We start from the raw sequence: 23,995 nt of genomic DNA on the forward strand, positions 1-23,995 counted from the left end.
GCGGCAGGCTCAGGTCTTCAGACTCGGTCACGAGATCCGCACTCTCGGGTCGACGACGGCGTACAAGAGATCGACGATCAGGTTCGCGAACACGATGAAGAACGCGGCTACCAGCGTCACGCCGAGCACCTTCGGCAGGTCGTTGGCCCGCAGCGCGATGACGGCGTACTGACCGATGCCCGGTAGCGAGAACGTCGTTTCGGTGAGGATCGCGCCACCCATCAGCAGACCGAGGTCGAGGCCGAAGATCGTCAGGATCGGCGTCAGCGCGGACCGCAGCCCGTGCTTGATCACCACGTCCCGCTCGGTCAGGCCCTTGGCCCGCGCGGTCCGGACGTAGTCCTCGTTCATGGTTTCGAGCATGCCGGCCCGGGTGAGTCGCGCGTACGCCGCGGCGTACAGGAAGGCCAGCGTGATCCAGGGCAGCAGCAGGTCGTAGGCCCACCACACCGGGTTGGTCTCGTCGAGCGGATTGATACCGCCCTGCTGGGTCCAACCGAGTCCGTAACTGAAGATCGACAGCGACAACAGACCGGTGAAGAAGATCGGCAGCGAGACACCGGCCAGCGCCACCGACATGAGTGATCGGTCCAGGACCGACCCACGTCTCAGCGCCGAGACGACGCCGGTGCCGACGCCCGTGATGAGCCAGATGAAGGCCGCACCGCCCGCCAACGAGGCGGTCACCGGTATTCGCGAGACCAGATCCGGCCACACCGGCTGCTGGGTCAGGAACGAGTAGCCGAAACACGGCGCCGGGCAGTGTTCGACCCCGCTGCCGTAGTTGTATTCCTCGCCGGCCACGAGGCCTTTCACGAATCGGCCGTACTGCACATACAGAGGGTCGGTGAAGCCGAGCCGGACCGCCGTGTTGTGGATCTGCTCCTGCCCGGCGCTCTTGCCGACGTAACGGCCGGCCAGGTCGTCGGCGGTCGCGCCACCGAGTCTCGGTACCAGGAAGAAGATCGAGAACGTGACGGCCGTGACGATGAAGAGCAGGATCACTGCCCCGATCACCCGGCGGATCAGATATGCGAGCACCGTGCGCGGCTTGGTGGCCGGTGATCATCGCTGATCACCGGCCACCGTCAGCCTTCACCTACCTCTGCTGGCGATTGTTGGAGACGACAGGCAACTACTTCTGCGCGAGCCCGATGCTCGCGTAGTCGTACATGTTCTGACCGTCGTTGCTGAACACATTGGCCAGCGTGTCCGGCCGGTACAGCAGGCCCTTGGCCCAGACGCCCGGCAGTACGCCTGCCTGCTCCATGACCTTCTTGTCGACGTCGACCCAGACCTGGTTGCGGGCGGCGTCGTCGGTCGTCGTCAGTGCCTTGTCGATCAGCGAGTCGACCTCCGGGATCCGGATGCCCAGGTTGGTGTTACCACCGGCCGGGCGGATCACGCGGCTGTCGACGATCTGGCTGAGGAAGCCGAAGCCGTCCGGCCAGTCCGCACCCCAGCTGTAGACGATCAGGCCGAGGTTGTTCGCCTTGGCGTAGTCCGGCTTACCGGCGTACAGCTTGGTGTAGTCACCGGTCGGGAAGCCCTTCGGCGTCACCTTGATGCCGACCTTGGCCAGCGACTGCTGCAGCGACTCCGCGACCGCCTTCTCCTTGGCGCGGTCCGCACGGTAGGCGACGTTGATGTTGAAGCCGTTCGGCATGCCGCACGCCGTCAGCGACTTCTTCGCCTCGTCCGGGTTGCCGTTCTTGTCCTTCTCGAAGTTGTAGTCGTCGAACTTCTGCGCGCCCACGACCGACGGCGGCATCAGGTTCGTCGCGATGTCACCGCCGACCGGACCACCGTACGCACGCTGGTAGCCCTCGTGGTCCGCGGCGTACAGGATCGCCTTGCGGCAGTCCAGGTTGTCCAGCGGCTTCACCTGGGTGTTCAGTACGGTGAAGTTCAGCCGCGTGGACAGCACGCTGTCGGCGTGCGCCTTCAGGTCCGCGTTCCCCAGGATCTTGGCCTGGGTCTCGGCCAGCACACCGGTACCGGCGATGTCGACGTCGAGGTCGCCGGCCTGCAGCCGGTTGTCGATGTCGGCGCCGTTCACGTTGTACGCGACGGTGATCTTGTCCGGCAGCGCCTTGCGGCCCGAGTCCGGGTCAGTCGCCGGGTCGTACTGGTCGTTGCGGATCAGCGCGAAGCCCTTGTTCGGGTCGTTGCTCTCGAACTTGTAGGGGCCCGACGAGATCGGGTGCAGCTGGTACTTCGTCCCGGTGTCCTTGGCCTGCGGGACGCCGGCCGTCGACGGCAGCTGGGCGAAGTAGTCGAAGCCCGCGAACGGCTTGTTCAGGTGGAAGACGATGGTGTAGTCGTCCGGCGTGGTCATTGCCTTGGCCAACGTCTTCAGCTGCGGGTCCTTGGCGACCGTGAAGTCCTTCGGGACGTCCAGCAGGAAGTCGTTGAAGTACGTCGGGCCCTGCGTCAGCAGGTTCTTGTCCAGGGAGCGGGCGACGCCGTACATGACGTCCTTGGCCTTGACCTCGGTCCCGTCCTCGTACTTGACGCCCTTGCGCAGGTGGTAGGTCCAGGTCTTGGCACCGTCGCTGGGCTCGCCCGGCTTCTCCGCGAGGTCCGGAACGACCTTGCCGCCCTCGGCACCCGGGGCCGACTTGAACGTCATCAGCGGGCGGACGTAGTTGCGGATCAGGTTCCACGACAGGCCGTAGTAGGTGTCACCGGGATCCGTGGAGTCCCACTTCTCGGTGATCGCCATCCGGAGCGTGCCGCCCTTTTTGTCGCTCGGGTTGAAGACCTTGCCGACGGCCGCGTTGTACTCGGCCTTCGTCGCGTCTCCACTGCCGCCCGTCCCGCCCGACGACGCCTTCGGTCCCCCGCAGGCCACCAGGCTCAAGGCGACGGCCGCACTGACGGCGGTTGCCGTCGTGATGCGATTCCATCTCATCTGTTGTTGCACCCCTTTATTCGTGAGAGCCAGGCTCCCTGGTTGATGCGTACCTATCGGGACCGTGGATCGAGTGCGTCGCGCAGCCCGTCACCGAACAGGTTGAACGCGAGCACGGTCACGAAGATCGCCAGGCCGGGCGGTGCCAGGTACATCGGGTCGACCTGGTACCAGTTGGCCGCGGTGGAAAGCATGTCGCCCCAGCTGGCCGTCGGCGGCCGGACCCCGACGCCGAGGTAGGACAGGGCCGCCTCGAACAGCACGTTGGTCGGGATCAGCAGCGTCGCGTAGACCAGGATCGGCGCGATCAGGTTCGGCAGCAGTTCGGTGAACAGGATGTACGGGCGCCGTGCACCGAGGCTCCGGGCCGCGTCGACGAACTCACGCTCGCGCAGCGACAACGTCTGGCCGCGGATGATCCGGCCGATGTAGGGCCAGCTGAAGAAGCCGATGATGAACACGATCAGCGCCACCCGGAGCGCGTCACCCTGCAGTCCGAGCATCTTGTCCGGGATCGCGCCGACGAGAGCCAGCGCGAACAGCACCAGTGGGAACGCCAGGAAGATGTCCATCAGCCGGCTGATCAACGTGTCGACCCAGCCGCCGAAGTACCCCGCGACGATGCCGAGCACGACACCGATCACCACCGACAGCATCGTCGCCAGGAACGCGATCAGCAGCGAGATCCGGGCGCCGTACACGATCCGGGCGAAGATGTCGCGGCCGTTCACCGGCTCGATCCCGAACGGGTGGTCCCAGCTGATGCCGCCGAGCTTGCCGATCGGCGTCTGCAGCGACGCGTCGACCAGGTCCTGGTGGAAGTCGTTCGGCGTGACGCCGACCAGCTTGCAGATCAACGGCGCGAAGACCGCGACCAGAATCAGTACGGCGACGACGACGCCACCGGCGATCGCGACCTTGTCCCGCTTCAGCCGCGTCCACGAGATCTGCCACAGAGAGCGACCCTCGATCTTGCCGGCGCCCTGGAGAATTGCTTCGGGGTTGGCCGCCGACGCTCCGGGCTCGACCTCGAGTGGCGTGCTCACGCGATGTGTTCCCCTGCCTCGTGCGAATGAACCGGCCAGAAATCCGGTATGGCTGCCGCCTTAACCTGCCGCCATTACTGGCTGGAGTCAAACGCGGAAAGTGCTGCGTTGCCCGATCGTGATCGGGTGGAAATCGTCCCGTATCGTGGACAATCCGCAGTAAACCACGGGGTCGTACCCACGGTCGCCGCAACCTCGCGAACCGTTACTGTCATGGCATCTTTGTGTCATAGCCGAAGGTAAAGATGTCACCGTCGGAGTGCGGACAGATGCAGAAATGACAGCGGGTCGACGGCGGCCGGAATGTTCTCCACATCCTTGCCCGCGACTACTGTGAGTCGCCCCTGCCAGACCGGGATGACCGGCGCTTCCTTGGCCAGCACCCCCTGGAGCTGCCCGACCAGGTCGTCACGCTTCAGGCCGTTCTGCTCGGTGGTCTCCTGCTGCAGCAGCTTCGAGGCCGCTGCCGAACGGTAGCCGTACTGCAACGCTCCGTTGGTGGCGACGAACGGAGCCAGGTAGTCGTCCGCATCCGGGTACTCCGGGATCCAGCCGCCCTGGGACATGTCGTAGGCCCCGGCCCGGGTCGCCTGCTGGTACTGCGGCCACTCCGCGCTTCGCAACGTGACCTTGAACAGCCCGGACGCCTCGAGCTGCCGCTTGAGCTCGAGCACCTCCGCCTTGGCGCCCACGCCGTACTGCGTCGGCGTCCAACCGACCGTCAACGGGACCGGCACGACGATGCCTGCCTCCTTGAGGATGGTCGTCGCGGCGGCCTTGCTCGGCTGCTTGTACTCGGTCTTGAACGCGTCGACCTGCCCACCGAACGCCGGCGGTACGACGGAGTACAGCGGCGTCACGTGGTCGCCGTACGCCACCTTCGCGATCGCCGCGCGGTCGATCAGCTGCGCGACCGCGCGCCGTACGGCCGGCTTGCGGGCGATCAGCGACTTCATCTGGAAGGCGAAGAACCGGATCTCGGCATAGTCGGACTCGTTCACCTGGACCTGGTCCGATTTGCGCAGCTTGTCCAGCAGGCTCGGGCCGAAGCCGTGGAAGGCCAGGTCGGCCTTGCCGGTGGTGATGGTCTGGTAGAGCGCGGTGGAGTCCCGGACCAGGCTGATCTCGACACCGTCGTTCTGGGCGCCCCGCGAGCCGCGGTACTTCGGGAACTTGGCGAGCGTGATCTCGTTGCCCGGCTTGTACGACGACAACTGGTACGGCCCGCTGCCGATCGCCTTGGCCTCGAGCAGCTTGTTCGCCGGGTACGACTCCTCGTCAACGATCGACGTCGGCGTCGTGGTCAGCAGGTACGGGAGCCGGGCGTCCGGGGTCTTGAGGTTGAAGACCGCGGTCAGCTCGTCCGGCGTACTCACCGACTTCAACGGGGAGAACAGTGCGGCCAGCCCGCCCGGGGTCTTCAGCCGGAGCATGCGCTCGAAGCTGAACTTCACGTCCGACGACGTCAGCTCGTGCCCGTTCGGGAACTTCAGCCCTTCCTTCAAACTGCACGTGTACGTCGTGGGTGAGTCGAACTGGCAGTCCGCCGCGTCGGGCACAGGCGTCGGCTTGCCCGGCAGAATCGTCAGCAGGGTCTGGTACAGATTCGCCTGCACGGTCCGCGAACCGACGTCGTACGGGCCGGCCGGGTCGAGCGACGTGATCGGATCCGTGGTCGCGAGCCGCAGCATCATCAGCTTCGGGCTCGGGTCCCCCTGGTGCGGTGCGTTGTCGTCCGGCTCGCCGCAGGAGACCAGCGCAACACCCAACGCGCCCGCCGCTGCGGCCGCCGAAACCCGGCGCACCCACTCGATCACGTTCTCACCCTTCCCCAGCCCGTTACTCCATCAACGCCCCCCAGGGGGTCCAAGTGACGGTAGCTCGTCAATGGAGCAGGGCGCGCAGGGACTCCGGGGTGAGCGGCTCGAGCGACTTGACCACGAGCCTGCGTGGGGCCTCGGGAATCGTCACCCATTGAGGTACGGCGACGACGTACGCACCGGCCGCCGTACCGGCCTGGGTGCCGGTGATCGAGTCCTCGATCACGACGCACTGCGCCGGGTCCACACCGAGCTTCGCCGCGGCGGTCAGGTACGGCTCCGGGTTCGGTTTGCCGAGGGTCACCTCGTCGCCGGCCACGATCACGTCGAACGGATCGGGCGGCAGATGGCCGAGCACGGCGTCGATCATCACCCGGTACGACGCCGACACCAGCGCGCACGGGATGTCTTCCTTGCGCAGCGCCAGCAGTAGCTCGAGAGCACCCGGCTGGAAGTTCACTTGCTTGCGCAACGACTCGATGACCTCGGAGAACATCCGCTCGGCCAGTTCCTCGGCGGTGATCACCCCGGCCGGGATTCGCGACATCCAGACCTGCACCGCATCGCGCAGATCACTCCCGATCAGCCCGACGCAGTCCGCCGACGTCCAGGTCGCGCCGAGCTCGGCCATCAGCCGCAGCTGCACCTGCTCCCACACGATCTCGGAGTCGACCAGCGTCCCGTCCATGTCCCACAGCACTGCTTGCAGGGGTGGCAACTCCAGCTCCTCTGTGTCTCCGGCGCCGATCGCGCCGATGGCGTTACCTATTTTCCCGTGTCTTCCGAAGTCCGGACAAAGTGGGTCTCACCGACACGTTCCGCTCGGCGTGAAACGCGGCACGGGTCGCCGTCCGACCACGTAGGCTGGCAGTCCGGTTTCCGGCGACCGCGCCGGGATGGCTACGAGACGACAGGGGGCCTGCGAGTGGTTGACCTCGCGAACCTGAGGGACCCGGTCGTGATCGCCGCGTTCGAAGGCTGGAACGACGCGGCCGAGGCGGCCACCGGGGCGGTCGACCACCTGATCGACGAGTGGGACGCCGAACTCGTCACGGAGATCGACCCCGAGGACTACTACGACTTCCAGGTGAACCGGCCGACGGTCGGCTTCGACGAGGACGGCGTACGGCAGCTGACCTGGCCGACCACCCGGGTGTACGTCGCCCGTCCCGAGGACAGCGACCGGGACGTGCTGCTGATCCGCGGCATCGAGCCGAACATGCGCTGGCGCGGCTTCTGCCAGGAGCTCCTCGAGGTCGTCGACGAGTCCAACGCACAGATCGTCGTCGTACTGGGCGCGTTGCTCGCGGACTCACCGCACACCCGCCCGATCCCGGTCTCGGCCAGCTCGTCGGACCCGGAGCTCACCGCCTCCTGGAGCCTCGAGCCGTCGACGTACGAAGGCCCCACCGGCATCACCGGCGTCTTCGCCGACCTCTGCGGCAGCCTCGGCGTACCGTCGGTCTCGATCTGGTCCGCCATCCCCCACTACATCGCCGGCACCCCCTGCCCGAAGGCGTCGCTCGCGTTGCTCGGCAAGGTAGAGGCGCTGCTCGACCTTCCCATTCCCGACGGCGAACTCCCCGAGTTGGCCCGGGCCTGGCAGCGCGGAGCCGATGAGCTCAGCGAGGAGGACCCGGAGGTCGCGGAGTACGTCCACTCGTTGGAGGAACAGCGCGACACCGCGGACCTTCCGGAGGCGACCGGCGAGGCGATCGCGGCAGAGTTCGAGCGCTACCTGCGACGCCGCAACAAGAACCACCCCAGCGACTGACGGCACGGGGTGATCGGGGAGGATCCTGCGCCCGATTCGCGCCGAAATCCTCCCCACACCTACAGCTCCCGGGCCGCCGTGGTGATCACGTCGTCGAGGACGGCTCGGGAGGTGGACAGGTCGGCGATCAGCCGGTCGATCCGGTCGCGTTCGGCCGTCAGGTCGGTGACCAGCTGCGGGGTGGCGCGTTCGTTGGGACCGCCGTCGGGGTCGCGCATGCACGGGAGGAGCTCGGCGATCTTCTTGCTGTGTAATCCGGCCGCGAACAGTTCCTGGATGAGGATCACGCGGTCGACGGCGCGTTCGGCGTACTCGCGTTGCCCGCCGGGGCTCCGGTCCGAGACCAGGAGGCCCTGCTGCTCGTAGTACCGCAGGGATCGCTCGCTCACCCCGGTCCGACGGGCCAGTTCACCGATGCGCATTCGATCTCCCGCGAGGACTTGAACCTGACACTGATGTCAGATTTTACCGTGCCGGTATGACGCTCTTCGACTACAGCCCGATCACCGAACGCCCGACGCTCAACTGGCCCGACGGCAAGCGGGTCGCCTTCTACGTCGGCCTCAACCTCGAGTACTTCGTCCCGAACGAACCGTCCACCAGCATCTGGCCGCTCGACCTCACGCCGGACCCGCTCAACCACGGCTGGCGTGACTACGGCGCCCGGGTCGGTGTCTGGCGCACGATCGACATCCTCGACCGGCACGGAATCCGGGCCAGCGCACTCACCAACTCGATGGTTGCCGAGCACAACCCTCAGATCATCAAGGCCGGTGTCGAACGCGACTGGGCCTGGCTCGCGCACGGTTCGACCAACTCGATCCTCCACACCGGCTACGAACCCGAGGAAGAACGCAAGATCCTCACCGACATCACCACCACGATCGAGACCGCCACCGGCAAGCACCCGAAGGGCTGGATGGGCCCCGCCCTGACCGAGACCGACCACACGCCCGAACTGCTCTCCGAGCTCGGCTACCAGTACGTCCTCGACTGGACCAACGACGACCAGCCCTACCGCCTGAACGTCCCCGGCATGCTCAGCGTCCCGTACACCGTCGAGCTCAACGACCTGGGCCTCTTCCTCCGCGGCCTCACCGGCCCCGACTTCCTCCAGATGGTCAAGGACCAGTACGACGTACTCCGCGCAGACTCGGAGCACTCCGGCCGGGTGATGGCGCTGGCCCTCCATCCCTTCGTCATCGGGCAGCCCTTCCGGGCGAAGTACCTGGACCTCGCCCTCGAGTACATTGCCGCGCAGCCCGACGTCTGGCTGACGACGAGTGACGACATCGCCGGTCACTATCTGACGACGTAACCAGCACCGGGTGTGGCGCGTTGTTACTTGCGGGTTTATTCTCGTGCGGTCGAGGACCTGGGGAGCAGACAGATGCGCAATGAGCGGGGCGGGGGCTCGATCCCGGCGTTGGCTGTGCTCGTGCTACTCGGGATCGTCGCGGTGGTCGGCATCTTCGGCAACAAGGACAAGCGCGAGACCGTCGACCTGACCACGCTCACCGCGTCCACGACGGCGACCACGATCACCACCGCCCCGCTCGACACCACCCCGTACGCCGGCACCGCCGGGCTGGTCGTCCACCCGAGAGCCGAGACCGCGCTCTACAGCGCGCCCGACGCGGACGCCTTCGGCAAGATCGGGCCGACCCAGTTCGGCCCGACCTGGCTGCCCGTGGTCGAGCAGACCGACGGGTGGGTCCGCGTGCTGTTGCCGTCGAAGCCGAACCGGTCGACCGGCTGGATCCCGGACGATGACGTCGATCGCGCGACGTCGTCGTACCTGATCCGCGTGCACACCAGCTCGCGCACGATCGAGCTGTTCCTGAAGGGCAAGAGCCTCGGCGTCTGGAAGGCCGGGGTCGGCGCGAAGAAGACGCCGACGCCGCCCGGCCGGACGTTCTTGCTCGGTTCCATCATCGACAACAAGCGGTCGGCCTCCCCCATCGTGCTGCCGTTGGGTGCGCACAGTCCCACTCTGGACACGTTCGGTGGCGGACCTGGTACGGTCGCGATCCATGGCTGGCCCCGCCCCGACGTGTTCGGCGCCGCCATCAGCGCCGGGTGCGTCCGGGTGCCGAAGACCGCCCTTGCCCACCTGCAGAAGGTCCCGCTCGGGACGCTCGTCCTGATCGACAGCAAATAGAGAATTGAGGACAACGTGATGCGACCAGACCTCGCGCGGACCGTCACCACGGTCGCGGCCGTCGGCGGCGTCGTGGCGTTCACCCTGGTCGCGAGCGCGCCGGTGGGCAACGCGGCGGCCCGGCCGTCCTCGGCGTACGCCGTCAGCGCGGACGGGCAGTTCCCGATCGCCAAGACGCCGTACGCCGAATCCCTCGACGGGAAGCGGCAGACCACGTCGGCCCTCGAGCTCCCGAAGAACCCGCTGCTCTCGGTCCGCGCCGGTACGGCGACGGCCGGGAACAACTCGGCCTCGGTCGAGCTCTTCGACGTGGTCGTCGGACCGGACATCCTCAGCCAGGTGAAGCTCCCGCCCGAGCTGAAGCAGCAGTGCGCGAACCTGCCGTCGACCGGCGCCGACCAGCTGCCGATCCCCGACCTCCCGCTCCCCGATCTCGGCCTGCCGCTGCCGTCGCTGAGCACAGGTGACCTGCCGGTCAAGAACCTGCCCGACCTGTGCAACTTGCTGCTCACGCCGCCGAGCTCGCTGCTCGCGATCGACGCCGTCAACGTCTGGTGCTCGGGCAACGAGGGCGGTGTCGACATCGGCGCGCTGACGTTGCTCGGCCAGAAGCTCGCGGTCCCGCCGACCAAGCAGGGCGCCACGATCCCGGCCGCGCCGCTCGCGACGATCAAGGTCAACGAGCAGGTCAAGCACTCCGACGGCTCGTTCACGATCACCGGCCTGAGCATCGACCTCGGCGGCGGCACGCAGGTGATCCGGCTCGCCTCGGCGACCTGCGCCAAGCCCGCGGCGAAGCCGAAGCCCACCCCGAAGCCGACGCACCCGCAGCTCCCGGTGCCGGGCCTCGACCAGCCGCCGAACGCGCCGGCCCCGGTCCCGGTCAAGACCCACCAACCGGTGACCGGCTAGCTAGAGCCTCACTCCGAGGAGAGCGTCGACGGCCTGGGCAACCAGGCCCGGCGCCTCCTGGTCATCACCGTTGGTCGTCGCCCAGGTGTCCACGGCCGACAACGCGGCGACTGTGTCCAGGTCGTTCGTCAGCGCCGCGCGTACGGCGTCAACCGTCGCGGCACCGTCGGGACCAGACCCCCGGCCGATCGCGCCGCGCCAGACATCCAGGCGCTCCTGGCCGTCGAGCAGGTCCGACGACGTCCAGAACCAGTCGGTCCGGTAGTGATGCATGAGCAGCGCGAGCCGGATCGCCATCGGGTCGGCGCCGGCCTCGCGTTCCTTCGACACCAGGACCAGGTTGCCCTTGGACTTGGACATCTTCTCGCCGTCCAGCCCGACCATCGCCTGGTGCACGTACGCCCGGGCGAACGGGTGCTGCCCGGTCGCCACCTGTGCGCCACTCGCCGACATCTCGTGGTGCGGAAAGATCAGGTCCGACCCACCGCCCTGGACGTCGAACGTCATGCCCAGGTACTCCAGTGCGATCGCCGAGCACTCGACGTGCCAGCCCGGCCGGCCGCGGCCCACCGGTGAATCCCACGCGGGCTCACCCGGCCGCTCTTGCCGCCACAACAGGCTGTCCAGCGGGTCGCGCTTGCCGTCGCGGTCGGGGTCGCCACCACGTTCGGCGAAGAGCTCACGCATCGCATCCCGGTCGAGCCCGGACACGCCACCGAACGCCGGGTCGGCCTTCACCGCGAAGTACAGATCGCCGTCGACCGAGTAGACCGCACCGGCCCGCTGCAGCTCCTCGACCGCGCGGGCGACCAGGTCGACCGACTCGACCACGCCGATGTAGTGCTGCGGCGGGATCACCCGCAACGCGGTCATGTCGTCCCGGAACAGCTGGATCTCGCGGTACGCCAGGTCGGTCCAGTCGATGCCGGTCTCGGCCGCGCGCTCGAGCAGCGGGTCGTCGACGTCGGTGATGTTCTGCGTGTAGTGCACGTCGTACCCGGCGTCGCGCCAGAGGCGGTTGACCAGGTCGAAGGTCAGGTACGTCGCCGCGTGGCCCATGTGGGTGGCGTCGTACGGTGTGATGCCGCACACATACATCCTGGCCGTCCCGCCATCGGCCGGTGGGACCTCGACCAGGCCGCCGGACGCGGTGTCGTGGAGGCGCAGCCGCCGGGCCGGACCCGGCACGACCGGGATGTCTGGTTTTGTCCACGCCTGCATGTGTCGGAGCTTATGCCAGTCCGGTTTTCAACGACGCGACACGGTTCCATTCCCTGGGCGGCGGTTTGCGTGCACCCTCGCTGCGACTAGCCTCGCGATTGATGAACGCTCCAGCAGATTTCAGCCCCGAGTTCCAGGCGTACGGCGGGTGGGTCGCGGCCGCCGCGATCCAGCAGCAGGACCTCTTCAACGAGGTCGTCGGCCCGGACTCGCTGCAGGTCGACCTCGACAAGCGGACGTTGACCGGTGAGCGCGGCGTCCTCGGCGGCGTCTCGCTGCTCGGCAGCTTCTCGCACCTCGACAACACCTGGTTGTGGGGCTGGTCCAACCCCGGCTTCGGACCGGAGGCGCCGGCCGTGGCGGGGACGTTGCCGATCCGCGAGTTCGGTGCGAAGCACGGGATCGACGAGTTCACCACCGAGAGCCCCGACCTCAGTGGCTTCGCGGAACCGGCGTACGGCGCGATCACGCTAGCGATCACCGCCGGCACCGTCATCGGTGGCCGAGGCGTCTGGTCCACCGCGATCAACGAGGGCCGAGGGCACGTGTACCTCCACGTCGCCGACGACCAGCTCCCCCAGGCCGCCTTCGACCCGATCGCGACCCCACGCCTCCTGATGACCGCGGTCAGCGTCTTCCCCTCGGACCACCGCCGCATCGTCCACGGCTACCTGAAGCACTTCGGCCTGCAGTACGCCGAATCCGCCGAAGCCATCCGCAGCACCATCCCGGACGGCTCCACCTTGACCACCACCTTCGACGAGCACGGCCGCCTGGCCAACGTCAGCGTGAACCCGGCTTAGAACGCGGGCCAGGGGATTGCGGGCCAGTCGTCGCTCGGCGTCGGGTAGACGCCCGTCTTGAGGAGGGTCGAGCAGCGCTCTCGGGTTGCGGTCAGTTCTACCGCGGTGATGAGGGTGCACAGTTCCTGGCCGAGGCCCCCGGCCAGCTGATCGGCCAGACGGCGTACGTCGTCCAGTAGGTCGGCGGGAATCGGGTCACCGGCCCAACCCCACAAGACCGTGCGGAGTTTGTCGTCGGCGTTGAAGGTGACGCCGTGGTCCACGCCGTACACGCGGCCGTCGCCCGGGTTCAGCACGTGGCCGCCCTTGCGGTCGGCATTGTTGACCACGGCATCGAATACCGCCATCCGCCGCAACGCGTCGTTGTCCGCGTGCACCAGCGTCACCGGGTTGTGCCGTCCGTCCAGCGCATCGAGTACGCCGACCCATCCGGCCGGCACCCGTCCTTGCGGGACGATGTCGACCAGCTCCGTCTCCCCCGCATCGAGCTCGGCCTCGTCGATCCACAGCTGCACCATGCCCTCGCCGAGCGGACCGTCCCGCAGCAGCGTCGGCGGCACGACGGACCACCCGAGCGCTTCGGAGACGACGTACGCCGCGAACTCCCGCTGGGCCAGCGTCCCGTCGGGGAAGTCCCACAACGGCCGCTCCCCCTGCACCGGCTTGTAGACCACGGTCGCGGTCTCGTCGCCGCGGCTCACCGACCCCTGGAAGGTGCCGTTCGACGCGGCGACCAGGCGTCCGTGCAGTGACAGCTCCCCGGTGGCGAGGAGATCCGGGTCGATCATTCCGGCAGGTGCCTGCGGTAGCCGTTGGCGCGCGGGCAGATATGCCCCTCCGGGTCGATCGGCTGACCGCAGAACGGGCAGCTCGGCCGGCCGGACGCGACCAGCGCGACCGCCCGCCGGGCGAACGCGCGGGCCTGCTCCTCGGTGATCCGGACGATGAACACCTCGGCGTCCTCGGACTCCAGCGCGGCCGCGACCGGATCGGTCTCCTCGAGGTCGACCTGCTCGCCGGTGACGACCGCGAACACCTCGATCACCACCCGCTCGGCGTCGGCCTCCCAGGCCAGCGTCATCGTGCCGGCCCGGAACTCCTCCTCGATCGGCTGCTCCAGCGGATCGGTGTCGTCGACGCTGGTCAGCGTGACCGGATCCCGCTCGAACCGCCGGGCCACCTCGTCCAGCATCACGTCGAGCCGCTCCGCGAGCGCCATCACCTGTTCCTTCTCACAGGCCACCGACGTCAACCGGACCCCCGCCCGCGCCTGCAGGAAGAACGTCCTCGCACCCGGTTCCCCGACAGTGCCGGCGACGAACCGATCCGGGTCGTCGTAGGTATGAACAACTCGCGCCATGTCTAGACCCTAGAACATGCCCGGTCGTCCCGTGACGTAGCGAGCAGGCGCCCGGTGGTGTAGCTGGCTGTGCTGGGGGCGAGGTGTCGATGCGGAGCATCGTTGCCTTGCCACCAGTGCAGCCAGATGCGCCACCGGGGGCCGCGCAGTAGTCACGGGACGACCGGGCATGTTCTTGTTACCGTCCGCCGACGACCGCGTCCGAGGACTGCTTCTTGGTCCGGCCCTTGGCCGGGGGCTTCGGGATCAGGGAGGCGAGCTCGCTGCCGGAGTCGTTCAGGCGGACCAGGAACGGGCGGGTCGGCGTGTACGTGATGATCGTCGTCGACGCGGTGTCCACGACGATCCGCTGGAACGTGTCCAGATGCTGACCGAGCGCGTCGGCCACGATCGCCTTGATCACGTCCCCGTGCGACACCGCGACCCAGATCGCCCCGTCACCGTGGCTCTTGGCCAGCGCCGCGTCGTGCGCCCGGACGGCGTCGACCGCGCGCTGCTGCATCGCCCGCATCGATTCCCCGTTCGGGAACGTGACCCCGGATGGGTGCTGCTGGACCACCGCCCAGAGCGGATCCTTCGCCAGGGTGGCGATCTTCTGCCCGGTCCAGTCGCCGTACCCGCACTCCGTCAGCCGCCGATCCGTTGCCGGACGCAACCCTTCGTGGTGCTTTGCGATGGCGGCCGCGGTCTGCTTGCATCGCTCCAGGGGCGAGGTGACGATCGCGGCGAGCGGCAGGCCGGCGAGCCGCTGGGCGACCGCCTCGGCCTGCTTCACGCCGGTGTCGTCGAGCTTCACTCCCGGCGTCCGGCCGGCCAGCGTGCCGGACGTGTTCGCGGCACTGCGGCCGTGGCGGACCAGAATCACCGTGGGCATAGCCTGCACGTTATCCGGTCCCACAAGTCCGCGGCCGGGCCTGGTGCCATCATGGACACGTGATCGTCGACTGCGGTGTGTACGCCGAGGGCGAACGGCAGGATCTTCCCAAGGATCCCGAGACCGTTGCCCAGGCCATCGACGCCGACGGCGACACGTTCGGCTGGGTCGGTCTGCACGAGCCGACGGATGCGGAGATGCGGCGGGTTCAGCGGCTCTTCAACCTGCACGAGCTCGCCGTCGAGGACGCACTGCAGGCGCACCAGCGGCCAAAGGTGGAGAAGTTCGGCGAGGCATTGGTCGTCGTACTGCGCACGCTTTGGTACGTCGATGCCCTGGACGCGGTCGAGACCGGTCAGCTGAGTGTGTTCGTCGGGCCCCGGTACGTCGTTACTGTCCGGCACGGTGAAGGTGGTGAGCTGGCTACGGCTCGGCACCAGCTCGAGGAGCGTGCGTCGATCCTGGGTCACGGGCCGGCCGCGGTGTTGTGGGCGATCTGCGACTCGGTCGTGGACGACTACGAAACGGTGGCTGAGCAGGTCGAGCTCGATGTGGACGAGATCGAGACGTCGGTGTTCTCACCCGAGCGCACGAGCGACGCCGAGCGGATCTACAACCTCAAACGTGAGGTGCTGGAGATGCGGCGGGCGGTTGATCCGCTGCGTGATCCGATCGAGCAGTTCGCGCACGGGATCCCTGGGGTGAGCCCGAAGGCGGCGCCGTTCTTCCGGGACGTGGCCGATCACCTCAACCGGGTCTCCGACCAGACCGAGGCGATCGACACGCTGCTCAGCTCGGCCCTCAACGCACACCTGGCCCGCGTCTCGGTCCAGCAGAACGACGACATGCGCCGGATCTCGGCCTGGGTCGCCATCGCCGCAGTGCCGACCATGCTGGCCGGCATCTACGGCATGAACTTCGACAATATGCCCGAACTCCGCTGGCACTTCGGCTACTACGGCATCCTGCTCGTGATGGCCGCAGCCTGCACAACCATGTACCGCTTCTTCCGCAAGGCCGGCTGGCTCTAGGTCGGTGTGATCGTGCTGGTGGCCAGGAGGATGAGGATTACCAGACCGACCAGGATCCGGTAGAAGGCGAAGATCTCGGTGGTGTGTTTGGCTACGAAGCGGATCAGCCAGGCGACCGAGGCGTAGGCCACGATGAAGCTGACGACTGTGCCGACAATCAGCGGGACCGCGCCGACGTGACCGCCTACCGCGTCCGGGAGCTCGAAGATGGCGGCGCCGACCAGCGCGGGAATGCCTAGCAGGAAGGCCACCCGAGTTGAAGCCACGCGGTCCAGGCCACGGAAGAGACCCGCGGAGATCGTCGCGCCGGAGCGGGACACACCGGGGATCAGAGCGAGGCACTGCACGATGCCCATCACGATCGCGTCGAGCAGCGTGATCTTCTCGAGCGGCCGGCGCTTCGAGCCCAGGCGTTCGGCGGCGACCATGAAGAAGGACCAGACGATCAGGGAGCCGGCGACCCACCACAGGCTGCGGAGCGGTCCGGAAATGATGTCCTTGGCAACGTATCCGACGACGCAGATCGGCAGCGAGCCGACGATCACGTACCAGCCCATCCGGTGGTCGAACTCGCCGCGGTGCTCGGGCTTGGTGAGTCCCTTGAACCAGGCAACGGCGTACCGGCTGATGTCCTTCCACATGAACAGGACCACGGCCGCGATCGCGCCGAACTGGATCACCGCGGTGAACGCGGTCACCGACGGGTCGTCGATCGGCAGGCCGAGCGCCTTCGACGCGATGGTGAGGTGGCCGGTGCTGGAGACCGGGAGGAATTCGGTCAAACCCTCGACGATGCCGAGGATGATGGAGTCCCAGATCGTCATCAGTGCTGATCTCCGGTGCCGACTCCGGCGAGGTCGAGGGCCTCGGCGACCGTGCGCAGGTCGGCGATCCGCTGCTCCAGGGTCGACGCGAACGGGGTGACTGACACGGTTGTGGCCCCGGCCTCGGCGTACGCCGTCAGCTTCTCGGCCATCCGCTCCTTGCTGCCGAGCAGCGAGATCGAGTCGATGAAGCCGTACGGTACGGCGGCCATCGCCTCGCGGTGCTGCTTGGCCAGGTACAGGTCCTGGATAACCTTCGCCTCCGCTGTGTAACCCATCCGAACAGCAAGTGCGTTGTAGAAGTTCTTCTCCCGGCTCCCCATGCCGCCGATGTAGAGGGCGGCGTACCCCCGGATCGGGTCGGCCGCGGCCTGCAGGTCGTCGCCGGTCATCACCGGCACGGACGCGACGACGTCGAAGCCGTCGAGCCCCTCCTGACGAATCGCGCGACCGGTCTTGATGTGATTCAACTGCTCTCCCAGATAGGCGGGGTCGTTGAGGATACCGAGCCAGCCGTCCGCGATCTCACCGGCCAACTCGAGGTTCTTCGGGCCGACCGCCGCCAGGTAGATCGGTACGTGGTTGCGGAGCGGCCGGATGGACAGCTTCAGCGCCTTGCCCGGTCCGTCGGGCAGCGGCAGCGTGAAGTGCTTGCCCTCGTACGCGACGGTCTCGCGGCGGAGAGCGGAGTTCACGATGGCAACGTACTCACGCGTCCTGAGCAACGGCTGAGAGAACCGGACGCCGTGCCAGCCCTCCGACACCTGCGGCCCGGACACGCCGAGCCCGAGCCGGAACCGGCCGCCGGAGAGCTGGTCCAGCGTCGCCGCGGTCATCGCGGTCATGGCCGGCGTCCGCGCGGGAATCTGGAAGACGGCCGCACCGACGTCGATCGTCGTGGTCTGGGCGGCGATCCAGGTCAGCAGCGTGGCGGCGTCCGAGCCGTACGCCTCCGCGGCCCAGGTGACCGAGAATCCGAGCTGTTCGGCCTCCTTCACCAGCCGGAGATGATCCTGATGGTCGTCGCCACCGAAGACGAAGCCGATGTTGAGTCCGAGTCGCATGACTGGCGAGCCTAGCGAGCCGTTGTCGGTGGGCCGCAATAGGCTCGGGTCATGCAGCAGCGCTATCTCGGTCACAGTGGACTGGCGGTGAGCAGGCTCGGCCTGGGCACCATGTCCTGGGGGCGGGACACCGATGAGCACGAGGCGCGCGAGCAATTGGCCGCGTTCGTCGCCGCGGGTGGCACGCTGATCGACACGGCGGCGGCGTACGGCGATGGCGACAGTGAGCAACTGATCGGGTCCCTGCTCGGCGACGTGGTGGATCGTGACGATCTGGTGATCGCGACCAAGGCCGGGTTCAGCGTCCGCCGCGGTGAGCGGATCACCGACACCTCCCGGGGCGCCCTGCTGCGTGACCTCGAGGGCTCGCTGCGACGGCTCAACGTCGACCACATCGACCTGTGGCAGCTGCACACCTGGTCCGACGACGTACCGCTGGAGGAGACGCTGTCGGCGCTCGACCACGCGGTGAACTCGGGCAAGGTCCGCTACGTGGGCGTGTCGAACTACGCCGGCTGGAAGTCGGCCCGGGCCGTCACCTGGCAGCAGGCCTGGCCGGGGCGCGCGGTGCCGGTGTCCAACCAGGTGGAGTACTCGTTGCTCGCGCGAGACGCCGAGGCGGACGCGATCCGCGCGGCCGGCGGGCTCGGGATCGGCGTACTGGCCTGGTCGCCCCTTGGCCGCGGCGTGTTGACCGGGAAGTACCGGACCGGGATCCCGGCGGACTCACGGGCGGCGTCTCAGCATCTGTCCAGATTCGTCGACCCCTACCTCGACGGCCGCGGTTCGGGCATCGTGGAAGCGGTCGCGCGCGCCGCTGACGGGCTCGGCTGGACTCCGCTCGAGGTGGCACTCACCTGGGTGCGGGACCGGCCCGGTGTGTCGGCGGCGATCGTCGGGGCCCGAACTGCGATGCAATTGAAGTCGGGGCTCGGTGTGGAAGAGCTCACACTGCCGCCGGCGATCGTGGCGGCGTTGGAGGATGTGTCGTGAGGGCCTAGTCGTGGTGAGGGCTTGGAGGTGCGAATGGCCGAATACGAGTTACAGCAGTTCGAGGTGTCACGGACCGAGTCGCGAGGCGCGGTCCGCCGCTTGCTCACCGAGCACGCCGAGTACGGCGGCTGGGAGCTCGCCCGCCTCAGGCGCTACCCGGACGGCACTCGCCGCGTCTGGCTCCGCCGCCGCATCATCCGGGTGATGCGCACCCTCTGAGCACTCCCTCCGGGACAACTCCCGGTCGTCGCTCGCGGCGCAATATCTCTGCTACAGAGGTATCGTGGTGAGCGTGAACACCACCGAGGTTCTCGCCGAGGAGTTGCTGGCGGCACTCGGCCTGGTCCGCCGGCATCTGCGCCGCTCGGCCGGGAGGCCCCTGGCGTTGTCATCGTTGACCGGCTCACAGGCCGAGCTGATCCGCACCGTCCGCCGCAACCCCGGGATCTCCGTTGCCGAGGCGGCCGCCGAGTTGGGCCTGGTCGCCAACACGGTCTCGACGCTGGTCCGGCAGCTCACCGACCGCGGACTGCTGTTGCGGGAGCCGGACGAGTCCGACCGCCGGATCGCCCGGTTGACACTGACCGAGCCTGCCCGGGAGCAGGTCGAGGCCTGGCGCGATCGGCGTACGGCGTTGGTCACGCAGGCGCTCGACGGACTCGGGCCGGACGACCGGGACGCATTACGAGCAGCGCTGCCGGTTCTCGGCGTACTCGCTGAGCGGTTGCATCCCGAGCAGGACGCCACCTTCGAGAAGGAGCCTGTATGAGTGCCTCGCCGGCTGTAGAGATCACCGGGCTGAATCACCATTTCGGTGACCATCTCGCCGTCGACAGTCTGGACCTGACCGTCTCACCAGGTGAGTGCTTCGGCCTGCTCGGTCCGAACGGTGCCGGCAAGACGACCACGTTGCGTGTCCTGAACACGCTGTATCCGCCGCAGTCCGGCTCGGTCCGAGTGTTCGGGCTCGACGTACACCGCGACGCGATGGCCGTACGGCGGATGCTCGGTTACGTCCCGCAGCAGCTCTCGATCGAGGGCGCGCTCACGGGCCGGGAGAACGTGTCGTGGTTCGCGCGGTTGTTCGACGTACCGCGCCGGGAGCGGGCTGCCCGGGTGGCCGAGGTCCTTGAGATCGTCGACCTGACGGACTCGGCCGACCGGCTCGCGTCGAAGTACTCGGGTGGGATGGTGCGCCGGTTGGAGCTCGCCCAGGCGCTGGTGAATCGACCGGCGCTGCTCGTGCTGGACGAGCCGACGGTCGGCCTCGACCCGGTGGCTCGGGACTCGGTGTGGGCGCGGGTGCAGGACATGCAGGAGAAGTACGGGATGACCGTGCTGCTGACCACGCACTACATGGAAGAGGCCGATCTGCTCTGCGACCGGGTCGCCCTGATGCACCTGGGCAAGCTGCGCGCGGTCGGGAGTCCGGCCGATCTCAAGGCCGAGCTGGGCCCTGACGCCAGCCTCGAGGACGTGTTCCGCCATCACACCGGCGAGAGCCTCGCCGCTGCCGAGAAGGGAGGGCTCCGCAATGTCCGTGGCACCCGCCGCACCGCCCAGCGCCTGGGCTGAGACCAGGCTCCGGGCCACCACCCGGCTGTTCTCCCGGATCGGCACGTTCTGCCTGGTCGAGCTGCAGAAGCTGCGGCACGACCGGACCGAGCTGATCACCCGCGCGATCCAGCCGATCCTGTGGCTGGTCATCTTCGGCGAGACGTTCAGCCGGATCCGCGCGATCCCGACCGGCGACGTTCCGTACCTGGACTATCTCGCGCCGGGCATCATCGCGCAGTCCGCGTTGTTCGTCGCGATCTTCTACGGCATCCAGATCATCTGGGAGCGGGACGCGGGGATCCTGACCAAGCTCCTGGTCACGCCGAGTCCGCGCTCGGCATTGGTGGCGGGCAAGGCGTTCGCGGCCGGCGTACGGACGATCTCGCAGGCGATCGTCGTACTGATCGTGGCGGCGTTGCTCGGGGTGAGCCTGACCTGGAACCCGTTGAAGATCCTGGCCACGTTCGGGGTCGTCGTACTGGGAGCGGCCTTCTTCTCGTGTCTGTCGATGACGATCGCCGGGCTAGTGCTGCGGCGGGATCGGCTGATGGGGATCGGGCAGGCGATCACGATGCCGCTGTTCTTCGCGTCGAATGCGCTGTATCCGGTCAGCTTGATGCCGGACTGGCTGCGAGTGATCAGCCACGTCAATCCGCTCACCTATGAGGTCAGCGCGTTGCGCGGGTTGCTGATCGGTCAGCCGACCAATTACTGGCTGGACTTCGGCGTACTGATCGTGGCCGCGGTGTTGGGGATCTGTGCCGCTGCTTGGTTGCTGAGCCGGCTCGCCCGCTAGAGGTCGTGCCGGATCCAGACGTTGGGCTCGACGTACACGGCGTGGTCATGGGCGACGTCGACATGGACCGGTACGAGCGCCTTGGGCACGATCACGTCGCCCGTGGTGTCGAACGGCAGCCCGGTCCACTCGCGCCACTCGGCCAGTGACCCGGCGATCACCATCGAGCGCGGTGCGACCTGGACGATCGTGCCGCCCGCCTTCACGTGCACCCGCAGCCACGGATCGGTTGGTAGGCCGTCGTCCCTGACCTCCTTGATGTACGCCGTCATCGGCTGGTGCGCGTCGGTCTTACCGTTCGGCCGGACGGGCGCGTACAGGGTCTTGTGTCCCTTCGCCTTCACCGCGTGGCGCATCGCGGCGAGCATCTCGTGGGAGAGGCCGCGGCCGAGGTGGGACGGCCGGATCAGGATCTCCAGGGCGCTCGACACATTCGGCTCGCGGCCGGTGCGGAGATCGGTGTAACCCCAGTGCAGCACGCGGTCCCAGCCGCCGGTCGGCAGGTCTTTGCGGTTCTCGTCCGGGAACACGAACGGGATGCTGCGGCCGTGTGCGATCAGCTCGCCGTCCTCGGTCGCGACCAGGCACTGATCGGCGAAGTCCACCAGCACCCGGCCCATGAAGGCGTTGCCGATCGGATCGTTGTGCATGAACGCCGGCCAGGTGTCCGCGAAGTCGTAGATGTGCTCCAGGTACTCAGGCCGCTCGGCCAGCGTGGTGATCACGAGCTCGGACATGCTTCGCAGTGTGGCACTGCAGCAGCACCGCCAGCGACACCATTGATGTGATCACTCCGGCTCCGACCAGCGTGTGTTCCGCACCGAGGACGGCGATGATCGGACCGCCGGCCAGCATGCCCGCCGAACTGCTCGCGCTCACCACCACACTCTGCCCGGACAGCAGCGTCCGCCGCTCTGCCCCGGCCGACTCCCGCGTGATGATCACGGAGATCGCCGCGATGCCGACCACGACGGTCAGCCCGGACAGCGCACCGAACCCCGCCACGGCCGGTGGCGTCGACCAGACGCCCATGCCGATCCAGCACAAGCCCATGCAGGTCCACGCTGTAGCTGCCAACGGGACCGGCTTGGTACGTCGGACTATCGCCAGCGCGATCGTGGTTCCGATCACGGACCCCACGCCGTACCCGGTCATGCCGGCCGCCAGGTAGATCCCCGGCCGACCACGCTCCTCGCCGATCACGGACAGCCCGAGGGTGAACGCGAACCAGGTCACGCAGCCGGAGCCGCGGACGATCCAGCCGTAGAGGACGTCCCGGCGACCGGTCAGACTCCACCGGATCGACGGCGTCGTCGTACCCGCTGGTGCTCGCTCCGCCTGCACGGTGCACGCCAGCAGACCGGCTGCGAAGACCGTGACCGCCTCGATCCAGAGGAGGCCGTTGGTGAGGTCTGCCGACACGGCCAGCGCGCCGACGGCCGGTCCGAGCATCATGCCGATCCTCCGTAAACCGTCCTGCCAGGTCAGTAGTACGACGGCCTTGCCGACACCCCAGCGGTCTCCGGTGTCGGCCAGGAGGGCCGATCTCCCCGGGTTGGACAGGGCGTCTCCACATCCCAGGAGCAGTCCGCTGATCACGAGCAACTCCGGTGTGAGCAGTCGTAGACCGGCTGCCGCGGGCACGGACGCGAGTGCGATCGCGGAGATGGCTGCGACGACGGCGAGTCTTGGACCCGAGTCCACCCACTGCCGGGCCTTCCGCGCCCACCACGGCGAAAGCAGAACCGGTACGCCGGCCGCGCCGCCGACCAATCCGGTCGCCGCGATCGATCCCGTCTCGCGCAGGATCACCAAGGGCAGTGCGACCTGCGCGATCCGGAAGGCGAAGTCCGCCGCTCCCCCACCGGCCAGCAACGCCAGGGCCTCGGATCTCGCTCTCATGCCTTTGATTCTTTGAGTTGTCAGCCTGTTCAGGTAGCCGGAATGCCTTGCGTGGTTGCCATAGGCTGAACCTATGGCTTCATTACCAGCGGTCGAAGATCTGCGGCTGGTCCAGGCGATCATCCGCACCGGAGCCGTCGGCACCGCGGCCCGCGAACTGCGCATCTCGCAGCCGTCGGCATCCCAACGCCTGAGCCGGCTGGAACGCATGTGCGGCGTCAAGCTGTTCGAGCGCGACACCCGCGGCGCCCGCCCGACCCCTGCCGGTGCGGAGCTCGGCCGCCGGGCCGACCACATCCTCGGCCACCTCGAAGAGGTGTACGCCGCCACCCGCACGGCCGCCGCCGGAGAGCGTCTGGTGATCGGCACCTTCGCCAGTCTGGCGCCGATCCTGTTCCCGGTGCTCGATGCCGACCTGCCCGACCTGGAGATCCAGCAGCAGGTCGACCACGGCCAGTTCCTGGTCGAACGGGTCGCCGAAGGAACCATGGACGCCGCGTTCATCGCGATCGCCGAGCAGATGACACTTCCCCGCGGCACAGTCGCCCGCCGCGTCGGCCACGACGAACTCGTCCTGTTCGTCCCACCCGGCGCCCGTCCACCCGGTCGGGGCAAACAGCCGCTGAAGGACCGGCCCGTCGCGTTCTCGACGTACGACCGCGGGATCGAGGAGATCCACGCCCGCCTGATCGCCCTCGGTGCCATCCCGCGCCGCGGCGTCACCCTGAGCACCACCGTCGCCATGGCCCGCCGTCGCGCCCACCTCGCCTTGGTTCCCCGCAGCGCGCTCGCCACCGAACTCCGCCCTGGCGAACACCTCACCCCAGCCCCGTTCCGCTACCGCCTCACCCTCTCCGTCGTCACCACCCCCACCCCACCGCGCCCGTTGCTGCGCCACCTCCCCCAACTCCGCACGACGTTGAACTTGTCGTGAACAACGGCG

The 23,995-nt window shown here is 67.9% G+C and carries 26 protein-coding genes; 12 read left to right on the forward strand and 14 right to left on the reverse strand.

Going from position 1 to position 23,995, the window contains the following annotated elements:
• Positions 1–27 precede the first annotated feature (27 nt).
• The 5 genes from AB0L70_RS06655 to AB0L70_RS06675 form a co-directional block, all read right to left on the reverse strand.
• Positions 28–1,041, reverse strand: coding sequence for an ABC transporter permease (locus AB0L70_RS06655; RefSeq protein ID WP_363680753.1), 1,014 nt, complete (start codon positions 1,039–1,041; stop codon positions 28–30).
• Positions 1,042–1,135: 94 nt separating this feature from the next.
• Complete coding sequence (locus AB0L70_RS06660) at positions 1,136–2,914, reverse strand: ABC transporter substrate-binding protein (protein WP_363680755.1); 1,779 nt, start codon at positions 2,912–2,914, stop codon at positions 1,136–1,138.
• Positions 2,915–2,967: 53 nt separating this feature from the next.
• Complete coding sequence (locus tag AB0L70_RS06665) at positions 2,968–3,960, reverse strand: ABC transporter permease (protein ID WP_363680757.1); 993 nt, start codon at positions 3,958–3,960, stop codon at positions 2,968–2,970.
• A gap of 248 nt (positions 3,961–4,208) precedes the next feature.
• Positions 4,209–5,777 carry an ABC transporter substrate-binding protein gene (locus tag AB0L70_RS06670; RefSeq protein ID WP_363680759.1) on the reverse strand — a complete coding sequence of 523 codons (1,569 nt, stop codon included), beginning with the start codon at positions 5,775–5,777 and terminating at the stop codon, positions 4,209–4,211.
• A 67-nt stretch (positions 5,778–5,844) separates the two neighbouring features.
• Entirely contained in the window at positions 5,845–6,498 is a 654-nt protein-coding gene (locus AB0L70_RS06675; RefSeq protein WP_363680761.1) for an HAD family phosphatase, read from the reverse strand.
• 207 nt (positions 6,499–6,705) lie between these two features.
• Between AB0L70_RS06675 and AB0L70_RS06680 the strand changes: the two genes are divergently transcribed.
• A complete protein-coding gene (locus AB0L70_RS06680; protein WP_363680763.1) occupies positions 6,706–7,554 on the forward strand; it encodes a PAC2 family protein in 849 nt (282 codons plus the stop codon).
• A gap of 59 nt (positions 7,555–7,613) precedes the next feature.
• Here the strand turns inward: AB0L70_RS06680 and AB0L70_RS06685 are convergent, their stop codons facing one another.
• Complete coding sequence (locus tag AB0L70_RS06685) at positions 7,614–7,976, reverse strand: MerR family transcriptional regulator (RefSeq protein ID WP_363680765.1); 363 nt, start codon at positions 7,974–7,976, stop codon at positions 7,614–7,616.
• A 56-nt stretch (positions 7,977–8,032) separates the two neighbouring features.
• Between AB0L70_RS06685 and AB0L70_RS06690 the strand changes: the two genes are divergently transcribed.
• From AB0L70_RS06690 to AB0L70_RS06700, 3 genes are all read left to right on the forward strand, one after another.
• Complete coding sequence (locus tag AB0L70_RS06690) at positions 8,033–8,872, forward strand: polysaccharide deacetylase family protein (RefSeq protein WP_363680767.1); 840 nt, start codon at positions 8,033–8,035, stop codon at positions 8,870–8,872.
• Between the two features lie 72 nt (positions 8,873–8,944).
• Positions 8,945–9,715 (forward strand): L,D-transpeptidase, encoded by a 771-nt coding sequence (locus tag AB0L70_RS06695; protein WP_363680769.1) that lies wholly within the window; start codon positions 8,945–8,947, stop codon positions 9,713–9,715.
• An 18-nt stretch (positions 9,716–9,733) separates the two neighbouring features.
• The gene (locus tag AB0L70_RS06700) at positions 9,734–10,627 is read left to right on the forward strand and encodes a hypothetical protein (protein WP_363680771.1); all 894 of its coding nucleotides are present in this window, start codon (positions 9,734–9,736) and stop codon (positions 10,625–10,627) included.
• Here the strand turns inward: AB0L70_RS06700 and mshC are convergent, their stop codons facing one another.
• Positions 10,628–11,848: a cysteine--1-D-myo-inosityl 2-amino-2-deoxy-alpha-D-glucopyranoside ligase gene (gene mshC, locus AB0L70_RS06705; protein WP_363680773.1), complete on the reverse strand. Its 1,221-nt coding sequence runs from the start codon at positions 11,846–11,848 to the stop codon at positions 10,628–10,630. It abuts the gene before it with no gap.
• A gap of 101 nt (positions 11,849–11,949) precedes the next feature.
• Between mshC and AB0L70_RS06710 the strand changes: the two genes are divergently transcribed.
• Positions 11,950–12,651, forward strand: a complete 702-nt coding sequence (locus AB0L70_RS06710; protein WP_363680775.1) for a DUF6882 domain-containing protein — start codon at positions 11,950–11,952, stop codon at positions 12,649–12,651.
• On the opposite strand, the gene AB0L70_RS06715 is transcribed toward AB0L70_RS06710, so the two are convergent.
• The 3 genes from AB0L70_RS06715 to AB0L70_RS06725 form a co-directional block, all read right to left on the reverse strand.
• Positions 12,648–13,439 (reverse strand): SCO1664 family protein, encoded by a 792-nt coding sequence (locus AB0L70_RS06715; protein WP_363680777.1) that lies wholly within the window; start codon positions 13,437–13,439, stop codon positions 12,648–12,650. The two genes, AB0L70_RS06710 and AB0L70_RS06715, sit on opposite strands and share 4 nt — an antisense overlap.
• Positions 13,436–14,011 carry a DUF3090 family protein gene (locus tag AB0L70_RS06720; protein WP_363680779.1) on the reverse strand — a complete coding sequence of 192 codons (576 nt, stop codon included), beginning with the start codon at positions 14,009–14,011 and terminating at the stop codon, positions 13,436–13,438. Before AB0L70_RS06720 ends, AB0L70_RS06715 begins: the two co-directional genes overlap by 4 nt.
• 178 nt (positions 14,012–14,189) lie before the next feature.
• Positions 14,190–14,885, reverse strand: coding sequence for a histidine phosphatase family protein (locus tag AB0L70_RS06725; RefSeq protein WP_363680781.1), 696 nt, complete (start codon positions 14,883–14,885; stop codon positions 14,190–14,192).
• A gap of 59 nt (positions 14,886–14,944) precedes the next feature.
• On the opposite strand from AB0L70_RS06725, the gene AB0L70_RS06730 reads away from it, so the two are divergent.
• Complete coding sequence (locus tag AB0L70_RS06730) at positions 14,945–15,916, forward strand: magnesium and cobalt transport protein CorA (protein WP_363680783.1); 972 nt, start codon at positions 14,945–14,947, stop codon at positions 15,914–15,916.
• Here the strand turns inward: AB0L70_RS06730 and AB0L70_RS06735 are convergent.
• Entirely contained in the window at positions 15,913–16,740 is an 828-nt protein-coding gene (locus AB0L70_RS06735; protein ID WP_363680785.1) for an undecaprenyl-diphosphate phosphatase, read from the reverse strand. The two genes, AB0L70_RS06730 and AB0L70_RS06735, sit on opposite strands and share 4 nt — an antisense overlap.
• Positions 16,740–17,804: an LLM class F420-dependent oxidoreductase gene (locus AB0L70_RS06740; protein WP_363680787.1), complete on the reverse strand. Its 1,065-nt coding sequence runs from the start codon at positions 17,802–17,804 to the stop codon at positions 16,740–16,742. The genes AB0L70_RS06735 and AB0L70_RS06740 overlap by 1 nt, the downstream gene beginning before the upstream one ends.
• A 51-nt stretch (positions 17,805–17,855) precedes the next feature.
• Between AB0L70_RS06740 and AB0L70_RS06745 the strand changes: the two genes are divergently transcribed.
• From AB0L70_RS06745 to AB0L70_RS06765, 5 genes are all read left to right on the forward strand, one after another.
• Positions 17,856–18,797: an aldo/keto reductase gene (locus tag AB0L70_RS06745; protein WP_363680789.1), complete on the forward strand. Its 942-nt coding sequence runs from the start codon at positions 17,856–17,858 to the stop codon at positions 18,795–18,797.
• A 33-nt stretch (positions 18,798–18,830) separates the two neighbouring features.
• Positions 18,831–19,016 (forward strand): DUF5703 family protein, encoded by a 186-nt coding sequence (locus AB0L70_RS06750; RefSeq protein WP_130448421.1) that lies wholly within the window; start codon positions 18,831–18,833, stop codon positions 19,014–19,016.
• 73 nt (positions 19,017–19,089) lie between these two features.
• Complete coding sequence (locus AB0L70_RS06755) at positions 19,090–19,566, forward strand: MarR family transcriptional regulator (RefSeq protein ID WP_363680792.1); 477 nt, start codon at positions 19,090–19,092, stop codon at positions 19,564–19,566.
• Positions 19,563–20,372, forward strand: coding sequence for an ATP-binding cassette domain-containing protein (locus AB0L70_RS06760; protein ID WP_363680794.1), 810 nt, complete (start codon positions 19,563–19,565; stop codon positions 20,370–20,372). Before AB0L70_RS06755 ends, AB0L70_RS06760 begins: the two co-directional genes overlap by 4 nt.
• The gene (locus AB0L70_RS06765) at positions 20,332–21,150 is read left to right on the forward strand and encodes an ABC transporter permease (RefSeq protein WP_363680796.1); all 819 of its coding nucleotides are present in this window, start codon (positions 20,332–20,334) and stop codon (positions 21,148–21,150) included. The genes AB0L70_RS06760 and AB0L70_RS06765 overlap by 41 nt, the downstream gene beginning before the upstream one ends.
• On the opposite strand, the gene AB0L70_RS06770 is transcribed toward AB0L70_RS06765, so the two are convergent.
• On the reverse strand, positions 21,147–21,887 hold the full coding sequence (locus AB0L70_RS06770; protein WP_363680798.1) for an N-acetyltransferase: 741 nt from the start codon (positions 21,885–21,887) through the stop codon (positions 21,147–21,149). The genes AB0L70_RS06765 and AB0L70_RS06770 overlap by 4 nt on opposite strands.
• Positions 21,847–23,052 carry an MFS transporter gene (locus AB0L70_RS06775; RefSeq protein ID WP_363680800.1) on the reverse strand — a complete coding sequence of 402 codons (1,206 nt, stop codon included), beginning with the start codon at positions 23,050–23,052 and terminating at the stop codon, positions 21,847–21,849. The genes AB0L70_RS06770 and AB0L70_RS06775 overlap by 41 nt, the downstream gene beginning before the upstream one ends.
• 73 nt (positions 23,053–23,125) lie before the next feature.
• Between AB0L70_RS06775 and AB0L70_RS06780 the strand changes: the two genes are divergently transcribed.
• Entirely contained in the window at positions 23,126–23,986 is an 861-nt protein-coding gene (locus tag AB0L70_RS06780; RefSeq protein ID WP_363680802.1) for a LysR family transcriptional regulator, read from the forward strand.
• Positions 23,987–23,995 lie beyond the last annotated feature (9 nt).

Origin of the sequence: Kribbella sp. NPDC051952 (genome assembly GCF_040680855.1) — a bacterium.
Taxonomy (GTDB): Bacteria; Actinomycetota; Actinomycetes; order Propionibacteriales; family Kribbellaceae; genus Kribbella.